General features: G+C 71.3%; 10 protein-coding genes. 6 read left to right on the plus strand and 4 right to left on the minus strand.

Annotation, left to right across the window (positions count from 1 at the left end; genetic code table 11):
* Positions 1 to 97: 97 nt before the first annotated feature.
* Entirely contained in the window at positions 98 to 1,606 is a 1,509-nt protein-coding gene (locus ACGF3J_RS30855) for a cryptochrome/photolyase family protein (protein WP_202558162.1), read from the minus strand.
* Between the two features lie 167 nt (positions 1,607 to 1,773).
* Here ACGF3J_RS30855 and ACGF3J_RS30860 point away from each other — a divergent pair, with 167 nt between their 5' ends.
* Positions 1,774 to 2,340 carry a DUF4383 domain-containing protein gene (locus tag ACGF3J_RS30860; protein WP_393855243.1) on the plus strand — a complete coding sequence of 189 codons (567 nt, stop codon included), beginning with the start codon at positions 1,774 to 1,776 and terminating at the stop codon, positions 2,338 to 2,340.
* A 53-nt stretch (positions 2,341 to 2,393) separates the two neighbouring features.
* Here ACGF3J_RS30860 and ACGF3J_RS30865 read toward each other — a convergent pair whose 3' ends face one another.
* Together ACGF3J_RS30865 and ACGF3J_RS30870 are read right to left on the minus strand one after the other, a co-directional pair.
* Positions 2,394 to 3,629: a hypothetical protein gene (locus ACGF3J_RS30865; protein WP_393855244.1), complete on the minus strand. Its 1,236-nt coding sequence runs from the start codon at positions 3,627 to 3,629 to the stop codon at positions 2,394 to 2,396.
* Positions 3,611 to 4,849, minus strand: coding sequence for a glycoside hydrolase family 26 protein (locus ACGF3J_RS30870; protein WP_237552541.1), 1,239 nt, complete (start codon positions 4,847 to 4,849; stop codon positions 3,611 to 3,613). Before ACGF3J_RS30870 ends, ACGF3J_RS30865 begins: the two co-directional genes overlap by 19 nt.
* 259 nt (positions 4,850 to 5,108) lie before the next feature.
* On the opposite strand from ACGF3J_RS30870, the gene ACGF3J_RS30875 reads away from it, so the two are divergent.
* From ACGF3J_RS30875 to ACGF3J_RS30895, 5 genes are all read left to right on the plus strand, one after another.
* The gene (locus ACGF3J_RS30875; RefSeq protein WP_161329026.1) at positions 5,109 to 6,389 is read left to right on the plus strand and encodes an extracellular solute-binding protein; all 1,281 of its coding nucleotides are present in this window, start codon (positions 5,109 to 5,111) and stop codon (positions 6,387 to 6,389) included.
* An 83-nt stretch (positions 6,390 to 6,472) separates the two neighbouring features.
* Entirely contained in the window at positions 6,473 to 7,423 is a 951-nt protein-coding gene (locus ACGF3J_RS30880; protein WP_122617897.1) for a carbohydrate ABC transporter permease, read from the plus strand.
* 28 nt (positions 7,424 to 7,451) lie between these two features.
* On the plus strand, positions 7,452 to 8,369 hold the full coding sequence (locus ACGF3J_RS30885; protein ID WP_161329025.1) for a carbohydrate ABC transporter permease: 918 nt from the start codon (positions 7,452 to 7,454) through the stop codon (positions 8,367 to 8,369).
* A 26-nt stretch (positions 8,370 to 8,395) separates the two neighbouring features.
* Positions 8,396 to 10,123 (plus strand): glycoside hydrolase family 43 protein, encoded by a 1,728-nt coding sequence (locus ACGF3J_RS30890; protein ID WP_393855245.1) that lies wholly within the window; start codon positions 8,396 to 8,398, stop codon positions 10,121 to 10,123.
* Between the two features lie 97 nt (positions 10,124 to 10,220).
* Complete coding sequence (locus ACGF3J_RS30895) at positions 10,221 to 11,261, plus strand: LacI family DNA-binding transcriptional regulator (RefSeq protein ID WP_161326081.1); 1,041 nt, start codon at positions 10,221 to 10,223, stop codon at positions 11,259 to 11,261.
* 10 nt (positions 11,262 to 11,271) lie between these two features.
* Here the strand turns inward: ACGF3J_RS30895 and ACGF3J_RS30900 are convergent, their stop codons facing one another.
* Positions 11,272 to 12,951 (minus strand): RICIN domain-containing protein, encoded by a 1,680-nt coding sequence (locus ACGF3J_RS30900; protein ID WP_393855246.1) that lies wholly within the window; start codon positions 12,949 to 12,951, stop codon positions 11,272 to 11,274.
* Positions 12,952 to 13,089: the final 138 nt, after the last annotated feature.

Genomic DNA, 13,089 nt, shown 5'->3' on the forward strand with positions numbered 1-13,089 from the left:
AACCCCTTCTCGCTCCCGGTCATTTGCACACCCGTGCTTCCGCCGGGCGGACCCGAACGGATGCGCCGGATTCCCGTCCGTCGCTCGAGGCCGCCGCTCAAGGAGGCGCGTCGCCGCGGGCCCGTTCCTGGCGGCGCACGTCGGCCAGGTCGGTGAGCCGGTCCAGCTGCCGCACCGGACGGGCGGTGCGGTGGTTGTGGCCGAGCCGCTCCCGGTGCCGGTCGAGGAAGGTCCAGTAGCCCGCGGTGTAGGGGCAGGCGTGCTCGCCGGTCCGGTCGCCCGGCCGGTAGTGGCACGGTCCGCACAGGTCGCTCATCCGGTGCACGTAGGCGCCGCCCGACGTGTAGGGCTTGGTCGTCATCCGGCCGCCGTCGGCGTACTGGGACATGCCGACGACGTTGGGCACCATGACCCAGTCGTAGCCGTCCACGAAGCAGCGGTGGAACCAGTCCGTCACCGCGGCGGGGTCCCAGCCGCGCTGGAGGGCGTGGCTGCCGAGGACCATCAGCCGGGGGATGTGGTGGGTCCACCCCGTGTCCCGCACCTGGGCCAGCACCGTGTGCAGGCAGCGCGCCCGCACCGCGTCCGCGTCCAGCTCGCTCCACCAGTCCGGGAGCGGGGCGGTGTGGCGCAGCTCGTTGGACCGCCGGTACTCCTCACCGAAGTACCAGTACAGCTGCCACACGTACTCGCGCCAGCCGGCGATCTGCCGGACGAACCCCTCCACGCTGCCCATCGGCGCCCGGCCGGCGCGCCACTCCGCCTCCGCGCGCTCCGCGCACTCCACGGGGTCGAGCAGACCGAGGTTGAGCGAGGACGACAGCAGGCTGTGGCTCATCACGGGGTCGGCGGCGAGCATGGCGTCCTCGTACGGCCCGAAGCTGCCCAGCCGACGTGCCAGGAAGCGTTTGAGCGCGGCCCGCGCCTCGGTGCGGGTGGCCGGGAACAGCCGCGGCCCGTCGCGTCCGACGAAGGAGACCCCGCCGTCCTTCTCCCATCGGTCGAGGTCGCGGCGGACCTCCTGGTCGATCTCGTCCTCGCGCGGCCGGTAGGGCGCGGGAACCGGCAGGGTGTCGGCCTCGCGCGGGGGCGGCCGCCGGTTGTCGTGGTCGAAGTTCCAGCGACCGCCCGCGGGGCTGTCGGCGTCCATCAGCAGCTCGTGCCGCCGGCGCACCCAGCGGTAGAAGTCCTCCTGCCGCAGCCGCTTGCCGCCGTGCCCGTCCGCCCACGCCGCGAAGTCGTCCGTCGGGACCATGAACCCCCGCGCCGGGCCGACGGTGACCCGGGGGAGGGAGCGGACCAGCCGGAGGGCGGCGTACGAGGTCGGGTGGTGGACGGTGACCTCCCGGCCGCGGGCGGCCCGGTCCAGACCCTCCCGGTAGGTGTCCGCCCGTACATAGGTCACCCGGTCGCCCAGTTCGGCGGCCCGGTGCCGCATGGCGGAGAGCACCAGGTGCGCCTTGGCCCGGTGGAAGCGGCGGCGCCGGAACACCGACCGGGCCTCCACCATGAGCAGCGGTGTGTCCCGGCCGGGGCCGTGTTCGCCCGGCGCGAGGAAGTGCGGCCCGAGCTGGTCCCCGAAGAGCCAGTGCACGGTGCTTCCCATGACCGCTTCCTTCCGGCGCTCACTCCGATTCGTCCCTGATACGAGATCATGAGGGCAACGGCGCGACCGCGCCCGTCGCGCAGGGCGCACGCGGCGAGCCCTCTGCTCCATCCGGGTGAACGGCGTGCCGGCGCATCCGATCCGGGCGCGGCCGGCGAAACAGGTGCATGAAGCTTCGAGACGAACTGCCCGTCGATCACCACCTCGCGAGCGTCTACCGCTACGGTGCCGGATTCTGTGGTCTCGTCCTGCTGGCCTTCGCCGCCCTCGGCTTCGCCGACGCGCTCAGCCCGTTCCGCACGGGGGGCGGCACGGTCGCCGGGATGACCACGAACGTCGCCCTCAGCGTCATCTCCACCGTGGTGGGACTGGCGCTGCTCGGCGGGGCGGTGATCGGCGGCAATGTCGCCTCCACCCTCAACATCGTGGTGGGCGCGCTCTTCTTCCTGAGCGGCTTCGCGCACATCTTCGTGCTGGACCGTCCGGCCAACATCCTGGGCTTCGGCATGAGCAACGTGATCTTCAGTTTCGTCATGGGACTGTTCATCGCCACGTTCGGCATGTACGGCCGGGTCTCCAGCAAGCTCTCGCACGACAACCCCTACTGGGCGGCGAGACACCCCGAGCAGGCGGCGAGGGAGGAATCGGCCGTCCGGAGCGGGCTGCCGGGCGCGTCGGACGGCGTCCGGGCGCTGCCCGCGGCGGCGAAGGCCCCCCGTCGCGGGAGGCGGTGACCCGGGCGAAGGCGGGCGGACCGCGGCCCGCCCGCCTTCGCCCGGTCACCCCGTCACCGGCAGCGAGCGGTGAATCCGTTCGCCGCCAGGCCCTGGCAGAACGAGGTCTTCGCCGCGCCGTACCGGGAGAGCCTCCCGTCGACGAACCAGGTGGTGTCCGGCGGGAAGTCGAAACTCCCGTCGTCGATGCCGTCCCAGCCGTAGCGGAAGTCCAGGTTGATGTAGGCGATCGAGCGGATCACCCCGGTCAGGTCGTGCGTCCCGGGCAGGTTGGGAATCGGCCCCCGGTAGTTCATGAGGGAGAACAGGCGCTTCACCCACAGGTCACCGGTCTGCTGCTCCAGGCCGTCGGTGGAGGTGCCGTCGGCCGTGAAGTTCATCAGGCCCGCCTCCGAGACCACGACCGGTTTGCCGTGGTCCCTGGCGAACTTCAGCAGCTTCAGCACGTTGGCGTCGTGGTCGAAGTTCCGCCACACGGCGGCCGGGTTGCCGTGCGCGTCGGTGCCGATGTACGCGTTGCGGCACTGCTGGGCGGCCACGTCGTAGTTCTGCGGCGGCGTCCCGTTGTACAGGGGCCCCCGGTCGTAGATGGGCAGGCACAGTTCGTGGGCGAAGACCGAGACGCCCATCCAGTCGACCGCGGCGTCACCCGGGTACATCGTCTCGAACTCGCCGCGCACCGGGTGGAAGACGTACTCCAGGTTGTGCGCGGTGGACCGGCTGTCGAGATGGGCCGCGAGGCGGTTGAAGGCGTTCTTGTACGAGGAGCAGCTCGCGTCGGTGCAGTGGTAGAAGCTGCTCACCTCGTAGTCCAGCCGCAGCTTGAAGCGGGCCCGGGGGTGGGCCTCGGTGAAGGCCAGCAGCCGGTCGAGGGAGGCGGTGTGGCCGCCGGCGGCCAGCTCGGCGGTGACCGCCCGGGACCGTGCCGCCTTGGCGTTCTCGTCGCCGCCCTCGAAGCCGGGCGGGTTGTCCTTCCAGCTGATGCCGACCTGGACGGTCTTCCCCTGCTCGGCGAGGAGGGTGGCGTACGCGCGGTGGGCGGGGTTCACCCAGTCGCCGCCGCGCAGCTCGTAGTAGACGGAGCCGCCGTCGGCGTTCTGCCCGAAGGTGTGGAAGTCGTCCCAGGCACCCCTGGTGGACTGGCCGAGGAGCAGTTCGGGCGGCGCGGCCGCGGTGGTCGTGGCCTCCGCCGCCCGGGCGGATCCGGTGCCCACGGGCAGGAACAGAAGAACCGCGAGCGTGGCGGCGGTCAGGGACCGCAGGACGGTTCTCACTCGTTGTGCGTCCATGTCGGCTTCCTGATCTCGTCGAGGAATCGGGCGAGCACGGTGGGGTCGGCCTGCACGCGGGAGTCGCCCCAGTTGCCGTTGACGCAGCCGGGACCGCCGGCCTGCGCGCCGCTCGCGCACTGCCACTGGGTCTGGGCGTCCCAGTCCGTGTTGATGTAGGCCGCGGCGCGGATGACGTCCTTGTTGCGCTCCACCCAGTCGAAGTACCCGGCGTGCCAGCCGTCCCAGATCGCCTGGCCGCTGGAAGGCGCCGGGCTGTTGCGGAAGATGCAGCTCGTGGTCCCGGCGCCGGTGCGGGCGCCCTGCGGCGCGGCCTCCGACACCATGGCGGGCTTGCCGTGCGCGCGGGCGAAGTCGAGGAGCCGGTCCTGGAGGCCGACCGGATCGGTGTCGTACGTCCCGCAGCCCCACTGGGTGCGCACCGAACGGGAGTTGTAGAACGAGGACAGCCCGACCCAGTCGACGTACTGGTCACCGGGATACCAGTCGTCCAGGTGGCCGGGGTCGGTCACGACGTAGTTCCACTCGGGATGGTCCGGGTGGGTGTTCACCGGCCATGCGGCGCTCTGCCACACGGTGGCGACCCGGGTGGCGCCGAGGGCGTCGACGCGCCCCTTGATGTAGCGGAAGGCGTCCTTGTAGAACTCGGAGTTGTAGCAGTTCCAGGGGCCGTCGAACTCGTAGCCGATGCGCAGCAGGATGTCCCGGTCGTAGCTCTTGAACCGGTTGATCATCTCGTCGACCTTGGCGCGGTACCGCGTGACGAGGTTCGGGTTCCCGGCGGTGACGTCCGCGTCGTCGCGGCCGATGATGGCGCGCAGCGGCTGGTTGGTGCAGCCGGAGGTGGCGTCGGAGAGGTACAGGCCGACGGCGACGGTCGCGTTCGGGTACTCGCGCATCGTCCGGGCGAAGTCGACCGTCCCGGCGCCCCAGTCGGCCGGTCCGGTCATCCCGGCCAGGGCTTCGGGGGAGCCGCCCAGGACCAGGTTGGTGTACAGCGTCACGCCACCGGGATCCGGTGCCCCGAGCGCCGGATCGTCCAGCACGTCCCTGCGGTAGTCGCTGAGCGTGTCGCTGTCCTGGCCCATCACCAGCATGACCTTGCCGTCGGCGGGGGCCGGCGGGGCCGGATCCGCCGCGGCGGCCGAGGGCAGCCCGGTCAGGGCGAGCAGGACGGCGGCGGCGACGCCCGCGCCGAACGCCCGTCTCTTGTGCGTCATGTCTGTCTCCGCTTCGTAGGGTCACGGCGCTCGCATGGTGCGGTGGGCGGAGGGCCGGGTCAACCAGCTGCGAAATTTTCGTAGAACCGGGCAGCTCGCGAGCCTGACGCTACGAAACTTTGCAGAACACCGCGCCAGTCGGGGTGAATACGCAGGTAGACCACCCCACTACTAAAGTTTTCGCGAAACTCTTGACTTTGTTTTCGGGGGCGGCGACCTTGTTGCCACTCATCCACGCCCCCTGCTCCGGAGGACCACCATGGGCCGTACGCGTGCCCGCAGAACCGCCGCCGCGCTCTGTGCCGCCACCGCTCTCCTCGCCCTGTCCGCCTGCGGCTCGGGCTCCGACACGGCCGACGGCAGACTCACCCTGACCGTCGCCACGTTCAGCGACTTCGGCTACAAGCCCCTCATCGAGGAGTACGAGCGCACCCACCCCGACGTCGACGTCAAGGAACGCATCTCCCAGTTCGACCAGCACCACAACCAGCTCTCGACCCAGATCGCCTCCGGAAGCGGTGCCGCCGACGTGGTCGCCATCGAGGAGGGCTACCTGCCCAAGTTCCGTGCGGTGAAGGACAAGTTCACCAACCTCGCCGACTTCGGCGCCCTGGACCGCGAGGACGAGTACCTGGACTGGAAGTGGGAGCAGGGCACGCTCGGCACGCCCGGCTTCGTCATGGGATACGGCACGGACGTCGGCAGCCTCGCCATCTGCTACCGAAAGGACCTGTTCGAGAAGGCCGGGCTGCCCACGGACCGTACCGAGGTCGGGAAGCTCTGGCCCACCTGGGACGCCTACTTCGCCACCGGGGAGAAGTTCCAGGACCGGGTGAAGGACAAGGCATGGTTCGACAGTTCGGGCAACGTCTTCACGGCGATGATGAATCAGACCGAGTTCGGTTTCTTCGACGCCCGGGACCAGTACGTGGGGGAGACGAACCCCAAGGTCCGTGAGTTCTTCATGGCGAGCGCCGAGGCGACGGCGGACGAGCAGTCGGCCAACCTCCAGCCCTTCAGCCAGCAGTGGAACGCCGGCATCAAGCAGGGCCGGATGGCCACCATGACCTGCCCCGCCTGGATGACCGGACAGATCGCGACCGCCGCCGGCGAGGCAGGCACCGGGAAGTGGGACATCGCCGCGGTGCCGGGCGGCGGCGGCAACTGGGGAGGCTCCTTCCTGACCGTGCCGAAGCAGAGCAAGCACGCCGAGGAGGCGGCCGAACTGGCCCGCTTCCTCACCTCGGCCGCCGCACAGAAGAAGATCTTCACCGGCCCGGTCGGCGCGCTGCCCTCACTCGTCCCCGTCCTGGAGGACCCCGAGGTGCGGGGCACGAAGTCCGAGTACTTCAACGACGCCCCGACGGGCGAGATCTTCGCCTCCTCCGCCAAGAGCCTCAAGCCCAACTACCGCGGCACCAAGGACCAGCAGGCCCGCATCCCCTTCGGCAACGCACTGCAGCTCGTCGAACAGGGCAAGGCGGACCCGGAGGAGGCATGGGACAAGGCGCTCGACGAAGCCGCCAAGAACATCCGCTGACGCCGGACGGGCGGCGCGGCCCCCGCGCGCGCCGCCACCCTCCCTCCCCAGCCCTCCAGCCCCTCCCCGTTTCGGAGACCAGCATGGCGCTCCAGGCCGCCACCACCACGGACCCGCCCGCCGGGGCGAAGCCCTCTCGTCGCATCCGCCCGGAGCGCCATCTGCTCCCCTACCTGTTCATCGCCCCCTTCTTCCTCGTCTTCGGTGTCTTCGGGCTCTATCCGCTGCTCCAGACGTTCTGGGTGTCCCTGCACGACTGGGACCGCCTCGCCGGCGCGGGGGAGTGGGTCGGTCTCGCGAACTTCAGCCGGCTGCTGGAGGACTCGGACTTCTACACCGCCACCTTCAACACGCTCAGCATCTTCGTGCTCTCCACGGCCCCGCAGCTGCTCGCGGCCCTGGGCGTCGCCTGGCTCCTCGACCGCCACCTGCGCGCCCAGAGCGTGTGGCGGGCCCTGGTCCTGGTGCCCCAGTACGTCTCCGTGGTGGCCGTCGCCCTGGTGTTCTCGCAGCTCTTCGGGCGGGACTTCGGCATCGTCAACTGGGTCCTGGAGGGCACGGGACTGATCAGCGACCCGATCGACTGGACCGCGGACACCTGGAGTTCGCACCTCGCCATCAGTTTCATGGTCATGTGGCGCTGGACGGGCTACAACGCACTGATCTACCTCGCGGCCATGCAGGCCGTACCGCGCGACCTGTACGAGTCCGCGCAGATCGACGGCGCGGGCCGCCTGCTCACCTTCCGGAAGGTCACCCTGCCGGCCATCCGGCCGACCGTCGTCTTCACCGTCGTCATCTCCACCATCGGCGGCCTGCAACTCTTCGCCGAGCCCTTCCTGTTCGACCAGCAGGGCAACGCGGAGGGCGGCGCCGAGCACCAGTTCCAGACGCTCACACTGATGCTGTACAAGTACGGCTTCATCAACAACGACGCCGGGTACGCCTCGGCCGTCTCCTGGGTGCTCTTCCTCGTCATCGCGGTCGTCGCCGCCGTGAACTTCCTGCTGGCACGCCGCTCCGAGCGCGGCTGACCGCCGCCCCGGCAACCTGGAGACCCCCATGGCCGTCACCACACCACCCCGCGTCCCGGCACCCGGTCCCGGTGCCACCGCCCGCCGCCGCGCCCCGAGAACCGTCCCGAAGCGCGGACCCGGCAGGCTCGACAAGGCCGGACCCCTCGCCTACGCCCTCCTGGCGGCCATCACCGCCGCCTCCGTCTTCCCTCTGTACTGGAGCGTCGTCGTCGCCTCGCACGACGACAACTCCGTCCTCGCCGGCTCCACACCGCCGCTGGTGCCCGGCGGTCACCTGTTCGAGAACATCCAGCGCGTCTTCGAGCTGTCCGCCTTCTGGCAGGCCCTCGGCAACTCCTTCGTCGTCGCCGGTACCACCGCCGTCAGCAACGTGCTGCTCTCCTCCCTGGCCGGCTTCGCCTTCGCCAAGCTCCGCTTCCGGGGCCGCAACCCGTTGCTGGTGTGCGTGGTGATCACCGTCATGGTCCCGACCCAGCTCGGCATCATCCCGCTGTACATGCTCGTCACCGACCTGGGCCTGTACGGCAAGCTGTCCGCGCTGATCGTGCCCGCGCTGGTCTCCGCAGTGGGCGTCTTCTGGATGCGCCAGGCCGTCGAGGAGAACATCCCCGACGAACTGATCGAGGCCGCCCGCATGGACGGCGCCGGACTCCTGCGCACCTACTGGCACGTGGTGGTGCCTGGGGTGCGGACGACGGCGACGGTACTCGCCATGTTCACCTTCATGTTCGCCTGGAACGACTACTTCTGGCCGCTGATCGCGCTGCCGCCGGAGAACGGCACCGTGCAGATCGCCCTCAACCAGCTGGCCGCCGGCTACTACACGGACTACACCCTGATGCTCGCCGGCGTCGTCGTCTCCGTCCTGCCCGTCCTCGCGGCCTTCACCCTGCTCGCCCGGCGCATCGTCTCCGGCGTGATGGCCGGCGCCATCAAGGGCTGACGCACCCCTCACCCCCGGAGAGACACATGACTGCCGTGCCCACCGCTCCCGGCCAGGACCTTTCCGGGAGCCGAAAGCCCGACGGGCGGCGAGGCCCCGACATCGTCAACCCCGTCCTGCCCGGCTTCCACCCCGACCCGTCGATCCTGCGTGTCGGCGACGACTACTACATCGCCACCTCCACCTTCGAATGGCTCCCCGGCGTCGCCGTCCACCACTCCCGCGACCTCGTCAACTGGCACTCGCTCGGCGGCATCCTGCGCGAGGAACGCCTGATCGACCTGACCGGCCGGCCCGACTCCGGCGGCGTCTGGGCACCCTGCCTGTCCCACAGCGACGGACTCTTCCACCTCGTCTACAGCGACGTCACCAACCTCTCCGGCGCCTTCAAGGACGTACGCAACCAGGTCGTCACCGCCCCCGCCCTCGACGGGCCCTGGTCCGACCCGGCCCCCTTCCCCTCGCACGGCTTCGACCCGTCCCTCTTCCACGACGACGGCCCGGACGGCGACGGACGCAGCTGGGCGCTGTGGATGGAGTGGGACCACCGTCCCGGCCGCCACCCCTTCGCGGGCATCCTCCTCCAGGAGTGGGACCGCGGGGAGCGCCGGGTCACCGGCCCGCTGCACCGCATCTTCGGCGGCACCCGGCTCGCCCACACCGAGGGCCCGCACGTCTACCGACGGGACGGCTGGTACTACCTGATGACCGCCGAGGGCGGCACCTCCTGGTCGCACGCCGTGACCGTCGCCCGCGCCAGGAATCTGACCGGCCCCTACGAGGCCGACCCGGCCGGTCCCCTCCTCACCTCTGCGGGAAACGAACGGCTGCCGCTCCAGAAGGCCGGGCACGGCAGCCTCGTCACGACCCCGGACGGCGAGTGGTACCTCGCCCACCTCCTGGCCCGGCCGCTCGGCCCGCTCGGCCCGTGCGTCCTCGGCCGGGAGACGGCCATCCAGCGTGTCGTGTGGACGGCCGACGGCTGGCCGCGCCTGGACGGCGAACCGCCCGCCGGTGACGGGGGCGGCCCACTGCCGCGCACCGTGGTGCCCGGACCCGCTCTGCCTCCGGCCCCCGCACCCCGCCCACCCGTCCGGGACGACTTCGACCGGCCGCGTCTCGCCGTCCCCTGGGCGACCCTGCGCCGCCATCCGGACCCCTCCTGGCTGAACCTGACCGAACGCCCGGGCCACCTGCGGCTGCGCGGCGGCCAGTCACTCGGCTCCACCCACGGCCAGAGCCTGGTGGCGCGGCGCCAGCAGGCCAAGGAGTTCGACTTCTCGGCCCGCCTCGAGGCCGCACCGCGCTCACCGCTCCAGATGGCGGGCATCGTCCACTACTACAACTCGACCCTCTGGCACTATCTGCACCTGACCTGGGACGAGAGCCTCGGCCGGGTGCTGCGCGTCGGACTGTGCGCCCACGGCCGGTACTTCGAGCCCGCACCCCCGGTGGCGGTACCGCCGGGCGCCGTGGACCTGCGGCTGTCGGTCCGCGGGGCGCAGGGCGCCTTCGCCTGGCGCGGCAGCCGGGTGACGGGCTGGCGGCGGATCGGTCCCGACCTCGACGTGACCCGGCTCTCCGACGAGAGCGCGACCCTCGGCGACCCGTCGACCGGACACTTCACGGCATGGGGGTTCACCGGAGCCTTCGCCGGGATGTGCGCCCAGGACCTCACCGGGGCCCGGATGATCGCCGACTTCGCCTGGGCGGAGTACCGGCACACGCCGCCCGGCGCCGACGAGGCGGGGTGAGCCCGGCGGAGGGACCATGGCAGACTCCTGCGTGGCGGCCCCCGGAGTGGCGGAGTACGCACCACCCAGCGGAACGGACACCTCGAATGACACTCGTATGACGGCGGAGAAGCCCCACGCCCGGGCCCGGGTCACCCTGAGCATGATCGCGTCCGAGGCGGGGGTGTCCGTGTCCACCGTCTCCAAGGTCCTCCACGGGCGCTCCGACATCTCCACGGACACCAAGGACCGCGTCGAGGCGGTCATGGAGCACCTCGGATACCAGCGCCGCCCCACCCGCCGCCGTGGTGCCGTCGTCGACCTCGTCCTCAACGAACTCGACAGTCTCTGGTCGGTGGAGATCATCCGCGGGGTCGACGAGGTGCTCCACGAGGCCGGGGCGAGCATGGTCCTGTCCGCGGTGCACGGGCGCAGCTCCGACACCCGGGAGTGGATCGACCAGCTCGCCGCCCGCCGCAGCAACGGGGCGATCCTCGTCGTCTCCGACCTCACCCCGCAGCAGCGCAAACGGCTGGCCGCGCTGGAGGTCCCGTTCGTCCTGCTCGACCCCGTCGGCAGCGTGGACGCGCTGGTCCCCACCGTCGGCGCCACCAACTGGGCGGGCGCGGTGAGCGCCACCCGGCACCTCATCGACCTCGGACACACCCGGATCGCCCACCTGGCCGGCCCCCGGCACGTGCTGTGCAGCAGAGCCCGCGCCGACGGCTTCCGCGCGACGATGGAGTCGGCCGAACTCCCCGTACCGGCGGGCTGGGTGCCGCACGGGGAGTTCAACGACACCTCGGGCCGCGCCGAGACGGCCCGCCTGCTGGACGCGGCCGAGGCCGCCGGGGAGGCGCCGCCCACCGCCCTCTTCGCCGCCAGCGACCTCCAGGCCCTCGGCGCCTTCGAGGCGCTGCGCGAACGCGGTTACGCCATCCCGGACGACGTCGGGCTCGTCGGCTTCGACGACCTCCCCGTGGCCCGCTGGACCCACCCGCCGCTGACCACGGTCCGCCAGCCCTTGCAGGACATGGCCTCGATGGCCGCCCACACCCTGCTGCGCATCATCGACGGCGAGCCCGCCGAGCGGCTCCGGCTCGAACTCCCCACGCAACTGGTGGTGCGGGGCAGTACCGCCCGGCGGGCCACTCCGTGATCCGGGCCGGTCAGACCCGCTGCAGGCGCCAGAGCTGCGGCTGCAGGCCGTTGCAGGTCCACTGCCGGACGTTGCCGCCCGGTGCCCGGGAGCCCTCGGCCACGTCCAGGCACCGGCCGCCGGCGCGGGACACCAGCCGGTAGTAGCCCCGGCCCGCGTTCTCCAGCCGCCAGTCCTGGGCGGCCGCCCCGTTGCAGTGCCACTGCCGGACGTTCGCGCCCGGCGTGGCGGATCCGTTCTCCACGTCCAGGCAGTGGCCGCTGTTGCGGCCGGTCAGCGTGAAGTGGCCGCCGCCGCGGGCGCGCACGGTCCAGTCCTGCGGACCGAGCCCGTTGCAGGTCCACTGCTGGACGTTGCCCCCGGGTTCCCGCGAGTCGGCCGCGACGTCGAGGCAGTGCCCGCTGTTCGCGTTCACCAGCCGGTGGAGCGCGCCGTCCACGACGCCCGCCGCGTCACCGGTGCCGGTGAGGCTCCCGGTGGCGAAGTACGGCTTGCACACCGAGCCGTCCCAGTCGGTGGCGATCTCCAGCACCCGTCGGCCGTCCGCCGACGGCAGCAGCGGCGAGCTGTAGTTCTGGCAGTAGTTGACCTCCGGCGCCTCCACCGCGACCGGCGCCTCGATCTCGTACCAGGGCCCGCTGCCGTTCTCCGTGTTGGCGAGCATGGTGCGGCCGCTGTCCGCCGCGGGCGTGCCGTCCTTGTTGAGCAGCCGCTGCCCGATCAGCAGCAGCCGTCCGTTCGGAGCGCCGTCCGGGGAGGGTGCCCAGGCGACGGTGGGCGCGGCGCGGAGGTACTTGCCGTCCACCGTCTCCGGCCGGTAGCCGAGGAAGGCGGGGTCGCCCCAGTTCCAGCCGTCCGCCGAGGTCCGGAAGTGGACCACGCACTGGTACTGGCCGCCCGGGTTGCAGATCTCGAAGCTCATGAAGTAGCTGCCGTCGGGCAGTTGCCGCACCATCGGCATGCCGGGCCGGTCCGCCGACACGCCGCTCGCCACGGTGTCGTGGTGGCCCTGCCAGTGGACGCCGTCGTAGCTGCGCGCGGCGACCAGCTTCTGACTGTGCCCGGGGTCCGTCTCGTCCGAGTAGTGGCAGACGAGCGCGCCGTCCGCGGCCACCGAGAACTCTGGCTCCCACAGGCCTCCTGTGCCGCCGGCGACGGCACAGGAGGAGAGGTAGGACCAGGTGCGCCCCACGTCGTCGCTCCGCCAGATCCTGAGCGCCATCCGGCGGTTCTGCTCGTCCTGACCGGCCGACGAGGCCCACAGCAGCGTGCCGGCCCGCAACCCGCCGACCTGCCGGGGCAGTTCGAAGAGTGTGGCGCAGCACAGGCCCTGGCCCGCCGCGGAGTCCGGGTCGAGGACCCGGCCGACCTCGCGGAAGCTCGCACCCTGGTCGGTGCTCTCGTGGATGGCGCCGACGCCGTTGTCGCCGTCGAACGTGACGACGCTCGCGAGGACGCGCCCGTTGGCCGCGCCGTTGTGCGCGAGCCGGACGGCGCGCGGGTACAGGCCGGTGCCGTCACGCAGCGGCGTTCCCGTGGCGGCGGGGGAGACGGCTGGGGACCGGCCGGACACCTGGGGTGTGCCGGCGGTGGCGGGAACGGCCAGGGACAGGCCGAGGACGCCGGTCAGCAGACAGAGCGCGGCCCGGTCCCGGGCGCGCCGGAGGAGGTGGTACAGGCGGAGGATCACGACGGTCTTCCTTCCTGCGAGGACGAAATCCGCGCCAGGGTAGAGCCGCGTGTACATCGATGTAAACAGGAGGGACGCTCTGGCCCTCCTTGAAGGAAAATGTTTGTTTCTAGCTCTTACTGAGGGACTTCGTTGAAG

Origin of the sequence: Streptomyces sp. NPDC048171 (genome assembly GCF_043202655.1) — a bacterium.
GTDB lineage: Bacteria > Actinomycetota > Actinomycetes > Streptomycetales > Streptomycetaceae > Streptomyces.

What these genes read in the sequence shown, in the direction of transcription:
- ACGF3J_RS30885 (WP_161329025.1), top strand. Translation starts at nt 7,452, where the DNA reads ATGGCCGTCACCACACCACCCCGCGTCCCGGCACCCGGTCCCGGTGCC.
- ACGF3J_RS30875 (WP_161329026.1), top strand. Translation starts at nt 5,109, where the DNA reads ATGGGCCGTACGCGTGCCCGCAGAACCGCCGCCGCGCTCTGTGCCGCC.
- ACGF3J_RS30865 (WP_393855244.1), bottom strand. Translation starts at nt 3,629, where the DNA reads ATGGACGCACAACGAGTGAGAACCGTCCTGCGGTCCCTGACCGCCGCC.
- ACGF3J_RS30870 (WP_237552541.1), bottom strand. Translation starts at nt 4,849, where the DNA reads ATGACGCACAAGAGACGGGCGTTCGGCGCGGGCGTCGCCGCCGCCGTC.
- ACGF3J_RS30880 (WP_122617897.1), top strand. Translation starts at nt 6,473, where the DNA reads ATGGCGCTCCAGGCCGCCACCACCACGGACCCGCCCGCCGGGGCGAAG.
- ACGF3J_RS30895 (WP_161326081.1), top strand. Translation starts at nt 10,221, where the DNA reads ATGACGGCGGAGAAGCCCCACGCCCGGGCCCGGGTCACCCTGAGCATG.
- ACGF3J_RS30855 (WP_202558162.1), bottom strand. Translation starts at nt 1,606, where the DNA reads ATGGGAAGCACCGTGCACTGGCTCTTCGGGGACCAGCTCGGGCCGCAC.
- ACGF3J_RS30890 (WP_393855245.1), top strand. Translation starts at nt 8,396, where the DNA reads ATGACTGCCGTGCCCACCGCTCCCGGCCAGGACCTTTCCGGGAGCCGA.
- ACGF3J_RS30860 (WP_393855243.1), top strand. Translation starts at nt 1,774, where the DNA reads ATGAAGCTTCGAGACGAACTGCCCGTCGATCACCACCTCGCGAGCGTC.